Source organism: Frederiksenia canicola, from assembly GCF_011455495.1.
Taxonomy (GTDB): Bacteria; Pseudomonadota; Gammaproteobacteria; order Enterobacterales; family Pasteurellaceae; genus Frederiksenia; species Frederiksenia canicola.
The window spans coordinates 1,265,393-1,283,305 of record NZ_CP015029.1 but is presented as its reverse complement, the minus strand read 5'-3'; the positions used below and the strand labels follow the sequence as shown (position 1 = coordinate 1,283,305).

General features: G+C 42.7%; 17 protein-coding genes. 9 read left to right on the top strand and 8 right to left on the bottom strand.

The features are described from left to right. Positions 1-85: 85 nt before the first annotated feature. From purM to aspA, 5 genes are all read left to right on the top strand, one after another. On the top strand, positions 86-1,117 hold the full coding sequence (purM, locus tag A4G17_RS06295) for a phosphoribosylformylglycinamidine cyclo-ligase (RefSeq protein WP_123956417.1): 1,032 nt from the start codon (positions 86-88) through the stop codon (positions 1,115-1,117). Between the two features lie 105 nt (positions 1,118-1,222). Next, a complete protein-coding gene (gene purN, locus A4G17_RS06290; RefSeq protein WP_123956418.1) occupies positions 1,223-1,861 on the top strand; it encodes a phosphoribosylglycinamide formyltransferase in 639 nt (212 codons plus the stop codon). A gap of 138 nt (positions 1,862-1,999) precedes the next feature. Further along, positions 2,000-2,338: a NirD/YgiW/YdeI family stress tolerance protein gene (locus A4G17_RS06285; protein WP_123956419.1), complete on the top strand. Its 339-nt coding sequence runs from the start codon at positions 2,000-2,002 to the stop codon at positions 2,336-2,338. 10 nt (positions 2,339-2,348) lie between these two features. Further along, entirely contained in the window at positions 2,349-2,711 is a 363-nt protein-coding gene (locus A4G17_RS06280) for a YgiW/YdeI family stress tolerance OB fold protein (protein WP_123956420.1), read from the top strand. A 191-nt stretch (positions 2,712-2,902) separates the two neighbouring features. Next, positions 2,903-4,327, top strand: a complete 1,425-nt coding sequence (aspA, locus tag A4G17_RS06275) for an aspartate ammonia-lyase (protein ID WP_123956421.1) — start codon at positions 2,903-2,905, stop codon at positions 4,325-4,327. A 63-nt stretch (positions 4,328-4,390) separates the two neighbouring features. Here aspA and A4G17_RS06270 read toward each other — a convergent pair whose 3' ends face one another. The 7 genes from A4G17_RS06270 to secM all read right to left on the bottom strand — a co-directional run bounded on the left by A4G17_RS06270 (position 4,391) and on the right by secM (position 13,086). Next, entirely contained in the window at positions 4,391-5,380 is a 990-nt protein-coding gene (locus tag A4G17_RS06270; RefSeq protein WP_123956725.1) for a galactose-1-epimerase, read from the bottom strand. 199 nt (positions 5,381-5,579) lie between these two features. Further along, positions 5,580-6,734, bottom strand: coding sequence for a galactokinase (galK, locus tag A4G17_RS06265; RefSeq protein WP_123956422.1), 1,155 nt, complete (start codon positions 6,732-6,734; stop codon positions 5,580-5,582). A 12-nt stretch (positions 6,735-6,746) separates the two neighbouring features. Beyond that, positions 6,747-7,796 carry a galactose-1-phosphate uridylyltransferase gene (gene galT, locus A4G17_RS06260; RefSeq protein ID WP_123956423.1) on the bottom strand — a complete coding sequence of 350 codons (1,050 nt, stop codon included), beginning with the start codon at positions 7,794-7,796 and terminating at the stop codon, positions 6,747-6,749. Positions 7,797-8,068: 272 nt separating this feature from the next. Then, entirely contained in the window at positions 8,069-9,280 is a 1,212-nt protein-coding gene (locus A4G17_RS06255; protein WP_123956424.1) for an MFS transporter, read from the bottom strand. A gap of 165 nt (positions 9,281-9,445) precedes the next feature. Next, a complete protein-coding gene (gene mutT, locus A4G17_RS06250) occupies positions 9,446-9,844 on the bottom strand; it encodes an 8-oxo-dGTP diphosphatase MutT (RefSeq protein ID WP_123956425.1) in 399 nt (132 codons plus the stop codon). Positions 9,845-9,924: 80 nt separating this feature from the next. Beyond that, positions 9,925-12,630 (bottom strand): preprotein translocase subunit SecA, encoded by a 2,706-nt coding sequence (gene secA, locus A4G17_RS06245; RefSeq protein ID WP_123956426.1) that lies wholly within the window; start codon positions 12,628-12,630, stop codon positions 9,925-9,927. Positions 12,631-12,777: 147 nt separating this feature from the next. Continuing rightward, entirely contained in the window at positions 12,778-13,086 is a 309-nt protein-coding gene (secM, locus tag A4G17_RS06240; RefSeq protein ID WP_123956427.1) for a secA translation cis-regulator SecM, read from the bottom strand. 107 nt (positions 13,087-13,193) lie between these two features. On the opposite strand from secM, the gene A4G17_RS06235 reads away from it, so the two are divergent. From A4G17_RS06235 to alr, 4 genes are all read left to right on the top strand, one after another. Next, positions 13,194-13,502, top strand: coding sequence for a DciA family protein (locus tag A4G17_RS06235; RefSeq protein ID WP_123956428.1), 309 nt, complete (start codon positions 13,194-13,196; stop codon positions 13,500-13,502). Between the two features lie 21 nt (positions 13,503-13,523). Next, positions 13,524-13,892: a copper resistance protein NlpE gene (locus A4G17_RS06230; protein WP_123956429.1), complete on the top strand. Its 369-nt coding sequence runs from the start codon at positions 13,524-13,526 to the stop codon at positions 13,890-13,892. Positions 13,893-14,171: 279 nt separating this feature from the next. Further along, positions 14,172-14,462 (top strand): hypothetical protein, encoded by a 291-nt coding sequence (locus A4G17_RS06225; RefSeq protein WP_123956430.1) that lies wholly within the window; start codon positions 14,172-14,174, stop codon positions 14,460-14,462. A gap of 16 nt (positions 14,463-14,478) precedes the next feature. Next, positions 14,479-15,600 (top strand): alanine racemase, encoded by a 1,122-nt coding sequence (alr, locus tag A4G17_RS06220; RefSeq protein ID WP_123956431.1) that lies wholly within the window; start codon positions 14,479-14,481, stop codon positions 15,598-15,600. A gap of 43 nt (positions 15,601-15,643) precedes the next feature. Here the strand turns inward: alr and tkt are convergent, their stop codons facing one another. Beyond that, positions 15,644-17,650 (bottom strand): transketolase, encoded by a 2,007-nt coding sequence (tkt, locus tag A4G17_RS06215; protein ID WP_123956432.1) that lies wholly within the window; start codon positions 17,648-17,650, stop codon positions 15,644-15,646. Between the last annotated feature and the right edge of the window lie 263 nt (positions 17,651-17,913).

The following is a 17,913-nucleotide window of genomic DNA, read 5'->3' as shown; positions in this document are numbered from 1 at the left end:
GCATAAAATTTTAAATCACAAGGATCGCAAACGTTTGCTTTATGCTATAATCCCTGCCGTTTTTTTTACTTTTCGAGGTTTTTCCGTGACTACACAACTCAGTTATAAAGATGCAGGCGTAGATATACACGCAGGAAATGAATTAGTTGAACGCATTAAAGCGGATGTAAAGCGTACTCGTCGCCCTGAAGTGATGGGGGGATTAGGCGGCTTCGGTGCATTATGTGCTTTACCGACGAAATATAAAGAGCCGATTCTAGTTTCGGGAACTGATGGCGTTGGAACTAAACTGCGTTTAGCAATCGACTTAAACAAACACGACACTATCGGAATTGATTTAGTTGCCATGTGTGTAAACGACCTTGTAGTACAAGGCGCTGAACCACTATTCTTCCTTGACTACTATGCCACAGGCAAACTTGATGTAGAGGTGGCAAGTTCTGTGATCAAAGGTATTGCAAACGGTTGTGAACAGTCAGGCTGTGCATTGGTTGGTGGTGAAACGGCGGAAATGCCAGGAATGTATCACGCAGGTGACTACGATTTAGCGGGATTTTGCGTAGGCGTGGTGGAAAAATCAGAAATCATTGATGGTTCAAATGTAAAAGTGGGTGATGCTTTGATTGCGTTAGGCTCAAGTGGCCCACACTCAAACGGTTATTCACTCATTCGTAAAGTGTTAGAAGTCAGCGGTGCGAAAGCGGATGATTTACTTGAAGGCAAACCGTTAAGCGAACATTTCCTTGCTCCGACTAAAATTTATGTGAAATCGATTTTACAGCTAATCAAACAGACTGATGTTCATGCTATCGCACATTTAACTGGCGGTGGTTTCTGGGAAAATATTCCACGCGTGTTACCAAACAACGTAAAAGCGGTGATCAACGAAAAAAGTTGGGAATGGCAACCCGCATTCAAATGGTTACAAGAAAAAGGCAACATTAGCCGTTATGAGATGTATCGCACCTTCAACTGTGGCGTGGGTATGGTGATTGCTCTACCTGAAAGTGATGTTGAAACTGCCCTTGCGGTGCTTGAACAAGCCGGTGAAAATGCGTGGGTAATTGGTAAAATCGACGCCCTTGATGAAGGCAAAGCACAAGTGGAAATGATTTAATTCCTTTGATCTCATTATTGTAGGGGCGGACCTAAGTGTCCGCCCGTCATTTTTCGTCTCAAAACCGCCATACAAGCGGTCACTTTAGCTAAAACATTTGCAAATATGAAAAAAATAGTTGTGCTAATTTCGGGCAATGGCTCAAATTTACAAGCCATTATCGACGCCGTTGCTGCAGGCAGAATTCAAGCTGAAATTTGTGGCGTGATTTCCAATAAAGCCGATGCTTATGGTTTAGAACGAGCCAAAAACGCAGGCATTCCTACTTTTGTCTTTACTCGCAAATCCTTTGACAGCAATCTCACAATGGATAATGCCATTGCCGAGACAATCACCGCACTCCAAGCCGATTTAATTGTGCTTGCTGGCTATATGAAAATTCTTACGGCAGAATTTACTCAGCGTTTTGCAGGCAAAATTCTCAATATTCACCCTTCTCTATTGCCGAAATACCCTGGGCTGAACACTTATCAACGAGCGATTGATGCAGGAGATACTGAACACGGTATGAGTATTCATTTCGTCAATGAAGAAGTTGATGGCGGGGCAGTTGTACTGCAAGCGAAAGTGCCAATCTATCCTGATGATGAAATTTCGGATATTCAAGAACGTGTGCATGAACAAGAACATCGTTGCTATCCTTTGGTAGTGCAATGGTTCTGTTCGGGGCGTCTAATACTCAAAGAGAGGAAAGCATATTTAGATGGAGCATGTTTACCTGCTCAAGGATATGCCTTAGACTGAGCTTGTTCGTTTTTAACTATCAATGCAATAATAACAATAAATATTTTCTTAAGATTTTTTTAAGATTTATCTGGTCTAATAGCCACATCTAAGCAACACTGCTTTGATTATGTTGAAATCTTACTTAGGAATTGATTTATGAAAAAATTAATGACATTTGTCTCTGTTCTGACTCTTTCTACTTCTGCGTTTGCCGGCTTCCAAGGTCACAATGCGGCCGTTAAACAGCCAACAACGGTTGCACAAGCAAAAAAAGCATACGATGATACTACTGTCTCATTACACGGTTACATTGTGCAAAAAGTGGGTAACGAGAAATACACTTTTAAAGACAATACGGGACAGATTCGTGTGGAAATTGATGATGAACTTTGGGGTGGATTAACCGCTACGCCAAAAACTAAAGTGCGTATTTATGGTCAAGTTGATAAAGACAACGGCAAAACAGAAATTGATGTAACACGTATTTCAAAATAAGGAGTTGAACATGAAAAAATTCGTATTAATTTCAGCATTACTCGGTACATTGACCCTAACAGCCTGCAGCAACCAAGGCAATGGTCAGCAAGTATTTGGTGCAAATTTACCATCAAGCCAAATCAGCGTAAAACAAGCATTATCTGCACGTGATGATAGCTATGTTACTATTGAAGGCTCTATCGTGAGCCAAGTTGATGACGACGAATACATGTTTGCCGATACAACTGGTCAAATTCGTGTTGAAATCGATAACCATATTTGGCGAGGTCAAAATGTTACCGCTCAAGATAAACTCCGCTTATATGGTGAAATCGATAACGAATGGAACAAAACAGAACTTAAAGTGCGTGAATTAACGATTATTAAGTAGTAAACATGGGAGCAAGAAGCTCCCATTTTTTATCTCCATTTTTCTTCATAAAAAAAACTAATCTAAACCAGCAATTTATATCGCCCACCTTGATAACCAAAGTTTGATCAAGTTCACATTTTTTTATTACTGAAATCGGTATGATCACGCTAACATTTTGATAACAACAATCCATTTAGAAGGAAATTAAAATGAGCAATACTCGAATTGAAGTTGATTTACTCGGACAACGTGAAGTTCCAAATGATGCTTACTGGGGCATTCATACGCTGAGAGCGATAGAGAATTTCAATATTTCAAAAAACGTGATTTCAGACGTGCCTGAGTTTGTGCGTGGTATGGTAATGGTAAAAAAAGCCACGGCTATGGCAAATGGTGACTTAGGTGCAATCCCGAAAAAAATTGCAAAAGCTATCGTACAAGCGTGCGATGAAGTATTACATAATGGTCGCTGTATGGATCAGTTCCCATCTGATGTTTATCAAGGTGGGGCAGGTACCTCAGTGAATATGAATACAAACGAAGTCATTGCCAACCTTGCACTTGAAATTTTAGGTCACAAAAAAGGTGAATATAAAGTTGTGAATCCAATGGATCACGTCAATGCAAGCCAATCAACTAACGATGCTTATCCTACAGGATTCCGCATTGCGGTATATAACAGCGTAATGCATTTGATTGCAAAAGTGCTTTATTTACAACAGAGCTTTGAATCCAAAGCAAATGAATTTGCGAATGTCTTAAAAATGGGACGCACTCAGTTACAAGATGCTGTGCCAATGACTGTTGGGCAAGAGTTCAAGGCCTTCTCTGTCTTGCTTGATGAAGAAGTTAAAAATCTTAAACGAACAGCTGAATTATTGTTAGAAGTCAACCTTGGTGCAACTGCAATTGGAACAGGATTAAACACGCCAGAGGGCTATTCTAGCTTAGCCGTAAAATACCTATCTGAAGTTACACAATTACCTTGCGTCCTTTCTGAAAACTTAATTGAAGCGACTTCTGACTGCGGTGCTTATGTGATGGTGCATGGTGCCTTAAAACGGACAGCCGTCAAACTTTCAAAAGTATGTAATGATTTACGTTTGCTTTCATCTGGTCCACGTGCAGGTTTAAATGAAATTAATTTACCTGAATTGCAAGCTGGCTCATCAATTATGCCAGCAAAAGTGAACCCCGTTGTACCTGAAGTCGTCAACCAAGTCTGCTTTAAAGTGATTGGTAATGATGCAACAATTACCTTCGCGGCGGAAGCTGGACAATTACAGCTCAATGTTATGGAACCAGTGATTGCACAGTCTATGTTTGAGTCGATTGAATTGCTATCAAATGCGTGCGTCAACTTGCGTGATAAATGTATCGATGGCATTACGGTAAATAAAGAAATTTGCGAAAACTACGTTTTCAATTCAATTGGCATTGTGACTTATCTCAATCCATTTATCGGTCACCACGAAGGGGATATTGTAGGCAAAATTTGTGCAACGACAGGTAGAAGTGTTCGTGAAGTCGTACTTGAACGTGGTCTTCTCACCGAAGAACAACTTGACGACATTCTTTCCGTTGAAAACTTAATGAATCCAAAATACAAAGCAAAACGCTTTGAAGACGAATAATCGTTACTTTTAGCATAACAAAGGGCGTTCAATATGAACGCCTTTATTTTTTTACTCTTTTCTTCAGCCCATTTCGATAAAGCGATAAGAAATCCAATGCCGATAAGGCTCATTTGCTTTGGATATCCCACCTAAATGCCACCATTCAGGGTGATTTGGCGTGTCAGGGAAAAATTCAGGTTCTAACGCAATACCTGCGTAATCAGGGTAGGTTCCGCCATTTAAATTCGGCTGCCCGTTGAGCCAGTTGCCCGTATAAACTTGTAATACTGGCTTACTAGTGCGAAGCTCCAAACGCAAATCCGCCACCGACAGTATCGCATCAGGCGAACAAGCGGTTAGATCCTGCGGATTTTTTGCAAGTAAGAAGGCGTGATCGTAACCTTTCACCGCTTGTTGATCTCGCTCCGTCAGCAGATCTCGCCCGATCGATTTTGACTGGCGGAAATCAAAACTGCTGTTTTCCACCGCTTTCAGATCTCCATTTGGAATGCCATCTGCTGCTACTGGTAAATAGTGATTGGCATTGAGCTGCAATTGATGCTGATGAATGGTCGGCTCGCCCGACAAATTGAAATAGGCATGGTTAGTTAAACAAAGGGGCGTGTCTTGATCGCTTACCGCATTAAATTCAATGTCTAGCTGATTGCCATTTAAGCGGTATTCCACCGTTGCTTTCACTTCGCCGCCAAACCCTTCTTCACCATTTGCAAAAGTTTTAGCGAATCTGACCGCTTGTGAATCGGAAAACTCCACGGTCCACAGGCATTTATCTGCCCCCACTTCGCCTCCGTGCAAGTGATTATTGCCGTTGTTGCGAGCCAACACAAACTCCTTGCCGTTTAAGGTATAGCGACCGTTGGCAATACGATTGGCATACCGCCCTACCGTCGCCCCAAAATAAGCACTCTGTTTGTCCCAATTTTCTGCCGTGGTAGAGACTAGCACTTCCCGCTGTTCATTCGGCAATTTCACCACGCAAGAGAGCCAACTCGCTCCGAAATCGGAAAGGGAAATTTTTAGGCGGTTGTTTTCTAAGGTATATACATTCACAATGATTATTCTCCGAATAAAGTTCATCCCCAACTTTAGCGGGGGAAATACCTTTGCCTAGCAAGGTGGTCAGGGGAAAATTTGCAAAAAATCAGAAAAATGTGACCGCTTGTCATCCCCTTCTTATTGATAGTGCTCGTATTCACACACGACTTTTTATCGGTGTGAGACAGGGTGACATCATCATTAATATATCAAACTAAACCAAATGCACTCCGTCATTTGCCGTACAAACGTAGAAGGTTTCTTGAATGCCCGTCTGTTTTTGATAGTTTTCGGCGATGAGTTTACGCAGATCATCGACTTTTTCATTTGGTACTAAGCAAACGATACAACCGCCAAAGCCACCGCCAGTCATTCTCGCTCCGCCATTTTTACCGATAGCGACTTGAGCCAGCTCAACTAAATAGTCGATTTCTGGAATGGTGATCTCAAAATCATCTCGCATGGAATCGTGGGAATCTGCCATTAACACACCTAATTTTTGCATATCACCCGCTTTCAATGCTTCTACGGCTTCTAACACACGATTATTTTCGCTGATCACATGTTTGGCTCGTTTGTAGGCAAGTTCGTCCAACTCTTGTAGCTCAGCAGCACGTTCGATAAATTGTTCGGGGCTAACATCTCGCAAGGCTTTCACGCCGAAAAATTCAGCCGCTTTTTCGCACTCTTGGCGACGGCTATTGTATTCGCCTGTGACTAAATCGTGTTTCACATTGGAGTTGATGATTGCAATCGAATAGCCTTGTGGCACAGGGGTTGGGGTGATGTCGAGCGTTCGACAATCGATCATCACTAAATGATCTTTTTGCCCCAAGGCGGAAGTGAGCTGATCCATATTGCCGCAGTTGGCTCCCACGAATTTATTTTCCGCTTCTTGCCCAATCAATGCGATCTCCGATAAGCTTAACGGCAAATTACCAAGCACTTGGCAAGTTTTGCCAATGGAAATTTCCAACGCTGCTGATGAACTTAACCCAGACGACATCGGCACATCGCTGGTCATCGCAATATCCGCTCCTTGAATAAATTCAGGGCATTTCGCTTGCACAAATTTCACCACACCCCGCACATAATTTTTCCATTTGTCTTCACTTTGCGGAATGGGCTTTTTAATATCGAAAGCATCCGTTTCATTAATATCAATCGCATACACTCGCCAAAGGGAGTCACTCCGTGGAGTAAAACTGACCGCCATACCGTAGTTGATCGCACACGGCATCACAAAGCCATCATTGTAATCTGTATGCTCACCAATGATATTCACTCGCCCCGGGGCGAAAACCGTTTGCTTAGGCGAATAACCGAAATGCTGTTCAAATTTTTGCTGTGAGAGTTCAATCGGGTTCATATTTCTTCCTTTTTAGCTATTTTTGTAATGAATTTCATCGCTCACCGCACGCAAGCGTTCTGCCGCTTGTTCAGGCGTTAAGTCACGTTGGCTTTCGGCTAACATTTCATAGCCGACCATAAATTTACGCACTGTTGCCGAACGAAGCAGTGGTGGATAAAAATGTGCATGCAGTTGCCAATGAGTATTTTCTTGCTGATTGAACGGGGCGAAGTGGAAACCCATCGAATATGGGAAGCTGATCTTAAACAAGTTATCGTAACGGGTTGTTAGCTTTTTCAACGCGAGGGCAAGATCTTCTCGTTCCGTCTTATTAAGCTGATTGATATTAGTGAACTGTTTCGCTTTAGGTAGCAGTAAGGTTTCAAATGGCCAACTTGCCCAATACGGCACAACAGCCAACCAATCTTCCGTTTCTACGACAATTCGTTCTTTAAACTCAAGTTCTCGTTTTGCATAATCAACTAACAATACCGAGCCGTATTTTTGCAGATAATCGGCTTGGCATTGATCTGCAATGGCAATTTCGTTTGGCAGAAAATTACTCGCCCAAATTTGTCCATGGGGGTGCGGGTTAGAACAGCCCATCATTTCGCCTTTGTTTTCAAAAATCTGCACCCATTGATAACGTTGGCTTAATTCATTCACTTGTGCTTGCCACGTCTCAATCACTTTTTCAATTTCTACCGTAGTTAAAAGCGGCAAGGTTTTACTGTGATCAGGCGAAAAGCAGATCACTCTGCTCTCGCCTTGAGTATGAGAAATGCGGAAAAGCGGATCATGATTTTCAGGAGGACAAGGCGTATCGGCAAGTAAGGCAGAAAAATCGTTTTTAAAAACAAAAGGTTCCGTGTAATTCGGGTTCACTTCGCCCGTAATGCGTTTATTGCCTGGGCAGAGATAGCAAGTCGGGTCGTAACTCGGTTTTTCATCTTGCACTAAGGCTTCTTGTTGCCCTTGCCAAGGACGTTTAGCACGATGAGGAGAAACTAAAACCCACTGATTTTTCAATGGGTTAAAACGGCGATGGGGATGATCATTTTGTACAAATGGCTCGTTCATAACCTTTCCTTTTTTGCATATTCGACAATGTTCGAAAGTATAACCGAAAGCAAAGGAAAGAGAATGTGACAGAGATCACAAAACGAGTCAAAAATCGCCCTACAAGCGGTCAGTTCCTGACAAAAATTTGCAAATCTTTATGCGGAACTGACCGCTTGCACTCTTTATTAATCGAATCTAAAAAGACGAAGCCCTGTGGAATACAGGGCTTCGTCCTTGAATTAAATACTCTTCACTTTTTGGGTGCGATCAATCGAAGGTAAATTTTTACTTTATTCCAATTCCTTTCCTTTCAGTTCAGGAATCAAGAAAATCGTTGCAATAATATCAACGACATAAATAAGTGCTAACATCGCAATCGCTAATTGGAAAGAATACGCAGAAACCACTGCCCCAACGACTACTGGACCAAACCCACCGACTGCTCGCCCTAAGTTGAACAACACATTCTGTGCGGTTGCACGTGCTTGGGTTGGATAGGCCTCTGCCATTAACGCCCCGTATCCCCCCATCATGCCATTAACGAACATGCCTAAAAATGCCCCAGCAATCAACATTGCGGTCGGATCTGTTAATTGAGAGTACGTTAAGATGCTAATCACCGCCCCCGCTTGGAACAAAATAAAACTCGGTTTCCGTCCAATTCGATCTGCGAGCTGACCAAAAATCCAGATTCCCAACATCATTCCGCAAATGGTTACCGCGGTCCAAAGTCCTGATTTCGTTAAACTAAAGCCGAGTTGCTTAGACAAGAAATTCGGCATCCAAATCATAATGCCGTAGTAGCCGAAATTTTGTACTGAAGTCAAAACTACGATCCCTGCACTGACTTTAGCGGTAGCTTTATCTTTCACCAATAATTTGAACGATTCAAACTTTGAGGCCGTTGGCGTACTCGCTGCTTTTTTTACGAAGACTTCAGGCTCATGTAATTTCGCCCGTAAATACCATGCTACAAATGCAGGGAAAATGCCTAAAATGAACATTCCTCGCCAACCAATGTAAGGTAACAATAATGGCGTCAGCAATGCCGCCGCTAGTACCCCTACTTGCCAACCTAATGCAACATAGGATGCGGCTTTTGCACGGTGTCTTGCCGGCCAGGCTTCGGCTGCCAATGCCATACCAATACCAAACTCACCCCCTAAGCCAATTCCTGCAATGGTTCGGTAAATAAGTAGATCCCAGTAGCCTTGAGCAAGTGCACAAAGTCCAGTGAAAACGGCGAATAATACGATTGTCCAAGTCAGTACTCGAACGCGTCCGTATTTATCACTTAAAGCCCCAAAAATCACGCCTCCAGCCACGGCACCAATCAGTGTCCAAGTAACAAGAGAGCCTGCTTGAGAAGGAGAAAGGGCAAGATCTGCCGAAATTGCGGTGAGCATAAAGCCCAAAATGAGAAGGTCAAAACCGTCCATTGCATAGCCGACGGCAGAGCCAAGTAAGGCTTTCCAGCCATACTGATTTACTTTATGAGTCATTTTTATTCCTTTTGCTACTCACAGGTAGCCTTTAAAAGTGTAAATTGTGCCAATAAAAAGGCGACGTAGTTTATAGCCTATTTTCTTGAGACTCAAGTATTCATTGGATTTCAGTGCTTCAATTGCAAAAAATCCCAACAAACTGACCGCTTGTTGGGACTCTTATTACATTTCATTTTTCAATCGATGAATCAACTCTGCATTGGCTGGTGGGAATTGGCCCTCCTCAAGTTCGGCTTGGTCGATCCAGAAGCCTTCTTGCCCTTCCCGTCCGAAGGGTTCCCCGACCCATTCTTCAACTAAATAAAAGAAAAACTCGATACATTTTGTTGGGTATTCAAAGCGAAAATGCTCGTAGGGAAATGCACTTAAAATATGAATACCGATTTCTTCTTCTAATTCGCGAGCAAGAGCTTGTTCAGGTGTTTCGCCTGCATCGACTTTTCCCCCCGGAAACTCGAGGGATTGAGCAAAATCTTGCCCCTCAAGCCTTTGGGTGAGGTAGATTTGTTTAAATTCGTTGCGGATAATTCCCGCAGCAACTTGAATAGTGGGTTTAGACATCATTCTTCCTAAAGCAAGCGGTCATTTTTGTCGAGAAATTTGCAAAATTTCCCTCAAATCTGACCGCTTGCTATCACTCATTATGCATATTTCGCTTTGCTACCGTGGCAATGCTTGTATTTTTTACCTGAACCACACGGGCAAGGCTCATTTCGACCGATTTTAAGATCCGCAAGATCTTGTTCACCGTTTTCGGTTGCCGTTTTTTGTCCTTCTTCGTGGTAGTGCGAAGCTTCTTGTTCTGCGGCAGCTAAACGTTCCCGCTCGGCTTGCTCCACTTCTTCTTGGCTACGCACTTGAATGCGGCTGAGAATGCTGATCACGTTCGCTTTCAAAGCATCAAGCATATTAGTGAACATTGCAAATGACTCTTTTTTGTACTCTTGCTTCGGATCTTTTTGAGCATAGCCACGTAAGTGAATACCTTTACGCAGGTAATCCATCGCAGAAAGATGCTCTTTCCAAAGTTCATCTAAGTTTTGCAACATCACGCCTTTTTCAAAGCTACGCATAATTTCTGCCCCAACCATCGCTTCTTTTTGCTGATATTGCTCCTTGGCGATGTTGATAATACGTTCACGTAAGCGATCTTCATCGAGATCTTTTTCTTCATCGAGCCATTTGGTGAGTGGCAATTCCATACCGAACTCTTTGTTTAAACGTTCTTCAAGGCCTGGCACATCCCACATTTCTTCGATAGATTGCGGCGGGATATATTGGTCGATCACGGCATTAAACACGTCGGCACGAATGGTGTCGATCATCGCTGAAATATCATCTGCTTCAAGTAGGTAATTACGCTGTTCATAAATCGCTTTACGTTGTTCGTTTGCCACATCATCGTATTGTAAAAGCTGTTTACGACCATCAAAGTTGTGGGCTTCTACTTTCGCTTGAGCTGAGGCGATCACTTTGGTCAGCAATTTCGACTCCATCGCCTCCCCCTCTTCGGTGAAGGCTCTACGCATCATATTCAGTTTGCCTTCATTTAAGTAAATTCGCATTAAGGCATCATCCAGCGATAAATAAAAACGAGAGGATCCTGGGTCACCTTGACGCCCTGAACGACCACGCAATTGGTTGTCAATACGACGAGACTCGTGGCGTTCGGTACCAATAATGTGTAAACCACCTGCTTTCATCACGATATCGTGGCGTTCTTTCCACGCCGCCTTGATCGCTTCAATTTGTTCTTCCGTTGGGTTATCTAATTTGGCAATTTCCGCTTTCCAGTTACCGCCAAGCACGATGTCCGTACCACGTCCCGCCATATTAGTGGCGATTGTTACCGCCCCTGGATAGCCGGCATCGGCAACGATTTCCGCTTCTTGTGCGTGGAATTTCGCATTCAATACTTTGTGTGGAATACCCGCTTTATTTAAGGCTTCCGATAACGCTTCGGATTTTTCAATCGAAATCGTACCAACCAACACTGGCTGCTGGCGAGCGATGCACTCTTTGATATCTTTAATCACCGCTTCAAATTTTTCTGGTTCACTCTTGAACATCAAATCCGTTTTATCATCACGAATCATCGGACGGTTGGTTGGAATGACGACCGTATCTAAGCCATAAATTTGTTGAAATTCAAAGGCTTCTGTGTCGGCGGTTCCCGTCATCCCCGCTAATTTTTCGTATAAACGGAAATAGTTTTGGTAAGTGATAGAAGCAACGGTTTGGTTTTCACCTTGGATATTTACGCCCTCTTTCGCTTCAATCGCTTGATGTAGGCCGTCTGACCAGCGACGACCTGCCATTGTCCGTCCTGTATGTTCGTCAATGATCACAATTTCACCATCTTTGACGATGTAATCCACGTTCACCTCAAACAATTTGTGAGCACGCAATGCCGCATAAACGTGGTGTAACAAGCTAATGCGAGCAGGGTGATAGAGACTTTCACCTTCGTGCATCAAGCCCATTTGGGTCAATAAATCTTCGACTTTTACCTGACCACGCTCGGTTAAGTGGGCTTGTTTGCTTTTGAGATCTAAGGTGAAATCGCCTTCGCCTGTGTATTCTTCGGTGTCTTCTTTATCTTGAGCGATCAAATGTGGAATGATTTTATCGATCGCTTGATAAATTTGAGTAGCATCTTCTGCCGGCCCTGAAATAATTAACGGGGTACGGGCTTCATCGATCAAAATAGAATCCACTTCATCAACTAACGCATAGTGCAGCGGGCGTTGAAAACGCTCTTCTTTGGTGTGAGCCAAGTTATCACGCAAGTAGTCAAAACCGAGTTCACTATTGGTCGCATAAGTAATATCGGCAGCGTAAGCAGCACGTTTTTCATCATGTGGCAGACCTGGGATATTGACCGCCACACTCATGCCTAAAAATTCAAATAATGGACGGTTGGTTTCTGCGTCACGACGCGCCAAGTAGTCATTGACGGTAACAACGTGTACACCTTTGCCAGTTAAAGCATTAAGGTAGCAAGGCAGCGTTGCAGTTAACGTTTTCCCTTCCCCAGTACGCATTTCGGCGATGTTACGTTCGGTCAGTACCATACCGCCAATCATCTGCACATCAAAATGACGCATTCCGAGCACACGTTTACTCGCTTCACGTACGGTAGCAAAGGCTTCGTGCAGGAGGCTATCAAGGCTTTCTCCGTCGGCTAAACGCTGTTTAAACTCCGCCGTTTTTGCTTTTAATTCTTCGTCGGTTAATTTTTCAAACTCTGGCTCTAATTTGTTGATTTGTACTACACGTTTGTTTAAACGGCGTAAAGTACGGTCGTTGCTGGAACCAAAAATCGCTGTCATCAATTTAGTAATCATAAACATCCTTTCATATATAGTATGCGTGGGCTTTGTCCCACTGTTGTAAAATTCAGCAAAAATCTGACCGCTTGCACGGTATTAGTGAGTCCCCCCACTACGGCAGTCAGCTTCCCCTTTGAAAAAAGGGATTAAGGAAGATTAACTTTATACGAAAGGTCCAGCTCGAATTGGCGGGTTCGTGATGGCATACAAGCGGTAAGATTTTGCAAAAAATTCGCAAAAAACGACCGCTTGTTTGACGATTTGAACGGAATGTTGCGTTTGTGATAAGAAATGGGCTTGTTCGATATCGGCTTGTTGAGCCGCAAATTCGCTGACGGTTAAAGTTTGTGCTACGGGGCTTTGTTCGGTTTCTTTAGCAACTTCTGCCGTTGGCAACGCCAAAATCGCAACCATTCCTAATAGAAGTTGCGACCAAAATGCAGATTTATGTAGTTGCCGAAAAAGTCCCATTACAATTAAATGACTGAAAAAAGTGTGCCGATTATACGCTAGTTTTTGTAGAATGGGCAGATTATTGGGTCAAAGCAGCAAAAATCAAGGGAAAATGCGAAAAGACGATGAAAATTCAGCCATATAAAAATATCAGCGAGATTTTGCAGAACTCTAGCCTCGCAAAGCTTGTCGAACGCAGCAATAAAATTAACGAAATCCATCGAAAAATTCAGCAACGGTTGCCAGAAGCATATCGCAAGCTTTACCGTATTATCAATTTATACGATAATTCGCTGGTGATTGAAGTGCAAAATGCAACGGTTCGGCAAGGTTTGTTACTTCAACAATCCCTATTGCTTAAACTGATTCAAGTGGACTTTCCACATATCATTGCTTTAGAATTTCGAGTAAATCCTGAATTTAAAGCAAGTTAATCTTAAAAAGAGGATAGAAAAATGAAAAAATTCGCTCTCATTGCAATAACGACGCTGTTAGGAGCTTGCTCGCTACAATCACAAAAAACCGTTTCAGGCATCTATCAAGGTACGCTTCCTTGCTCTGACTGTGAAAAAATTCAAGCTAAATTGACATTAAATCACGATAAAACCTATCAATACTCTACCATCTATTTCAAAAATAAAAAGCAGCATCTATTCGTTGAGAAAGGTTTATATACTTGGGATGACCAAAAAGAAAACGTTATCCGTCTAAGTAACTCAGGAAATTTGGCATTACAAGTAAATCAAGATTATGTAGAACTGTGTGATTCACAAGGCAATGTGGCGAAAAATCAAAATAACTATAAGTTATACAAAATGAAATAGCCGTTTTAGTTTACATAAAAGTGAAGGCTGAATAGCACCCCGCACGTCAAACGTGCGGTTTTAAGTAGTCCATTCTTTCTTCGAAACACTATTCGAGATCGTCTCTCTCTTTTCCCGATTCCTAATATCCTTCTCGGCTATCTTCGTATTGAACCAACAATACTAATTAAACATCAAATAAACCGAAAATTCCGTGCAATTACTTGGTCTTATTCAGTATAATCCCCTTACTGATAAATTTCTTTTCTCTACTTATTCATTTAACTAAAGGAAAACAACATGAAAAAAAGTACACAAGGTCGCTCTCTCGTTCCTGCACAAAAAACCATTACACACAACCAACCACTCTATATTCCACTCTTTTTAGCTGATCCCACACAAAAAAAACAAGTCGTATGGGAACTTGCCTTTGAAGACGGCTCTCGCGATTCTGGCAAAGCTAAACGTAATGCTATCAATATTCCTAAAGGACTGCCAGTCGGTAAACATAAATTCACAATTATTGCCGGAGAGCCTTTATTGAGTAAAGGGCACAAACTCTATTATTGTGATTTAACCGTTACCCCTTAATCTTTGGTTCGCTTTTATGAAACCAGCAACGGCAACGATTAACGGTGATGCTTTACGCCATAACTTCCAGTTAATTAAATCTCTCGCCCCCAACAGTAAAATTTGTGCCGTAGTTAAGGCAAATGCTTACGGACAAAGTCTGGGATTTGTAACAAAGCAGCTAGAAGACATGGCGGATGCTTTTGGTGTTGCACGCATTAAAGAAGCGCTTTCAATTCAAGAAAGTGGTTATTCAGGAAAAATTGTCTTACTTGAAGGCTATTTTGATCGAGAAGAGCTATTAAAAACACTTTCTCGCCGTTTTGATACAGTCATTCACTGCATCGAACAGTTAGAACTACTGGAGCAAGTTGCTGCAGAATGGCAAGCTGAGCAGGAAAAAGGATTTTGGCAACGGAGGACCAAAATCTATTTTCCCGTTACCGTTTGGTTAAAAATTGATACTGGCATGCACCGTTTGGGCATTCCGCCAGAGCAAGTAGATGAATTTTACCAACGTTTGACCGCTTGCCCACTCGTTCAAAATATCATTTTCATCAGCCATTTTAGTCGTGCCGATGAGCCAAATTGCGGTTATAGTGAAAAACAGATTGCAACTTTTGAGCAAGCAACACAACTTTATGCTGCTGAACGTAGTCTATCTGCTTCAAGTGGTATTCTTTACTGGCAGCAAGCTCATTATGATTGGGTACGTCCTGGCATTATTATGCACGGTATTTCACCACATAGTCAGCCGATTACAGAACTTGGTTTTAAACCAGTGATTACCCTTTCATCTTCTTTGATCGCCGTTCGTGATCATAAAGCAGGCGAGCCTGTTGGCTATGGTGCAGGTTGGATTAGCCCGAAAGATACCAAAATTGGTGTTGTTGCGATTGGTTATGGCGATGGCTACCCACGCAATGCACCAGAAGGTACGCCCGTATTTATCAACGGTCGTAAAGTACCGATTGTCGGACGTGTATCCATGGATATGATGACCGTCGATCTTGGCTTGGATAGTCAAGACAAGGTGGGTGATGAAGTCATTCTTTGGGGCGAAAAACTGCTAATTGAAGAAGTCGCCGAGTCCTTAGGTGTTATCAGTTACGAACTCGTCACCAAACTCACTCCACGAGTTTTGGTCGAATACAAGTAAAAAAAGCAGGAAAAAATCCTGCCTTTTCACTCTTTAAATCAAATTAAAGCATTTCTTTCGCTTTTGCAACCACGTTTTCAACGGTGAAGCCGAACAGCTTGAACAATTCGCCTGCTGGTGCAGATTCACCGAAGCTGTTCATACCAACAATACGGCCACCAAAACCAACGTATTTGTACCAGAAGTCTGCAATCCCTGCCTCAATCGCCACACGTTTGGTGACTGCGCTTGGTAATACTGCTTCACGATACGCTTCATCTTGAGCATCAAACACATTGGTACTTGGCATTGACACGACACGAACTTTGTGACCTTCTGCGGCCAACACGTCAGCTGCTTTCATTGCCAATTCTACTTCAGAACCCGTTGCAATAAGAATTAAATCAGGGCAGCCGCCTTTTTCACAACATTCACGCAAAATATAACCACCACGAGCGACATTAGCTAATTGCTCTGGGGTTCGCTCCATCTGAGCTAAGTTTTGACGAGTGAAAATCAACGCACTTGGGCCTGTTCTCTTCTCAACTGCTGCTTTCCACGCTACAGCTGATTCCACTTGGTCACACGGTCTCCAAGTATCTAAGTTTGGAATTAAACGTAATGCTGCAGTTTGCTCAACTGGTTGGTGAGTTGGACCGTCTTCACCTAAACCGATTGAGTCGTGGGTGTAAACGAATAATACACGTTGTTTCATTAATGCCGCCATACGCACCGCATTATGAGCGTATTCCATAAACATTAAGAAGGTTGCACCGTAAGGGATGAAACCACCGTGAAGGGCGATACCATTCATAATCGCTGACATACCAAATTCACGCACACCGTAATTCACATAGTTGCCGTCCACGTTGTAGTCTGCACGAATTGGTTTTGAGCCAGACCATAAGGTCAAGTTTGAGCTAGCTAAGTCTGCTGAGCCACCTAAAAACTCAGGCAATAATTTTGCATACGCTTCGATCGCATTTTGTGAAGCTTTGCGGCTTGCAATATTCGCTGGGTTCGCTTGTAAATGCTCAATGAATGCTTGTGCATCTTTTGCCCAGTTTTCAGGTAAATCACCATTTACTCGGCGTTTAAATTCACTCGCAAGCTCTGGATAAGCGGCTTGATATGCGGCAAATTTTGCATTCCATTCTTTCTCCGCAATTTCGCCTTTCGCTTTAGCATCCCATTTCGCATAAATTTCTGCAGGAATCTCAAACGGTGCATGTTCCCAACCTAAATTTTGGCGCGTTAAGGCAATTTCTTCGTTGCCTAATGGTGCACCGTGGCTGTCGTGCGAGTTCGCTTTGTTTGGTGAACCAAAACCGATGGTTGTTTTACAGATAATTAAGGTTGGACGATCTTTCTCTGCACGAGCATTCTCAATCGCAAATTGCACTTGATCTGCATTATGCCCATCAACATTACGGATCACTTGCCAGCCATACGCTTCAAAACGCATTGCGGTATCATCTGAGAACCAACCATCAACGTGACCATCAATTGAAATGTTATTGTCATCGTAGAAAGCGATCAATTTACCTAACCCAAGAGTTCCTGCCAAAGAACAAGCTTCGTGTGAGATCCCCTCCATCAAACAACCATCGCCTAAGAATGCGTAGGTATAGTGGTTCACAATTTCGTGACCCTCACGGTTAAATTGTGCCGCTAAGGTTTTCTCTGCAATTGCCATACCCACTGCATTGGTGATTCCTTGACCAAGTGGGCCTGTAGTAGTTTCCACGCCAGGTGCATAACCATACTCTGGGTGCCCCGGGGTTTTAGAGTGTAATTGACGGAACTGTTTTAAATCTTCGATTGAAAGGTCATAGCCCGTTAAATGCAACAAGCTATAAATTAACATTGAGCCGTGACCATTAGAAAGGACAAAGCGGTCACGGTTTGCCCACGCCGGATTGCTTGGATTATGCGAAAGGAAATCACGCCATAATACTTCTGCAATGTCAGCCATTCCCATTGGTGCACCTGGGTGACCTGAGTTAGCTTTTTGCACTGCATCCATACTTAAAAAACGAATCGCATTCGCAAGCGTTCTACGTTCTGCCATTAGTTGCTCCTTAAAAAGTGAAAATAAAACGTTTCGATTCTACACTATTTTAGTAAAAGCAAATAACAAAATTTGCCTAATTTCCGCGTCGATGACGACTTGCAAAATTTCCAGCAGAAGTGTCCGCTTGTATAGTTGCAATCGTCTCAAATTTCACATAAAATGCACACTCTTTTTGGTGCTGAGAAATTCTCAGCGAATGTTAATACATATGGTATCAGACAGCCGAGTTGTATGCTCTGATGGCGATATGGCTTCTTTTG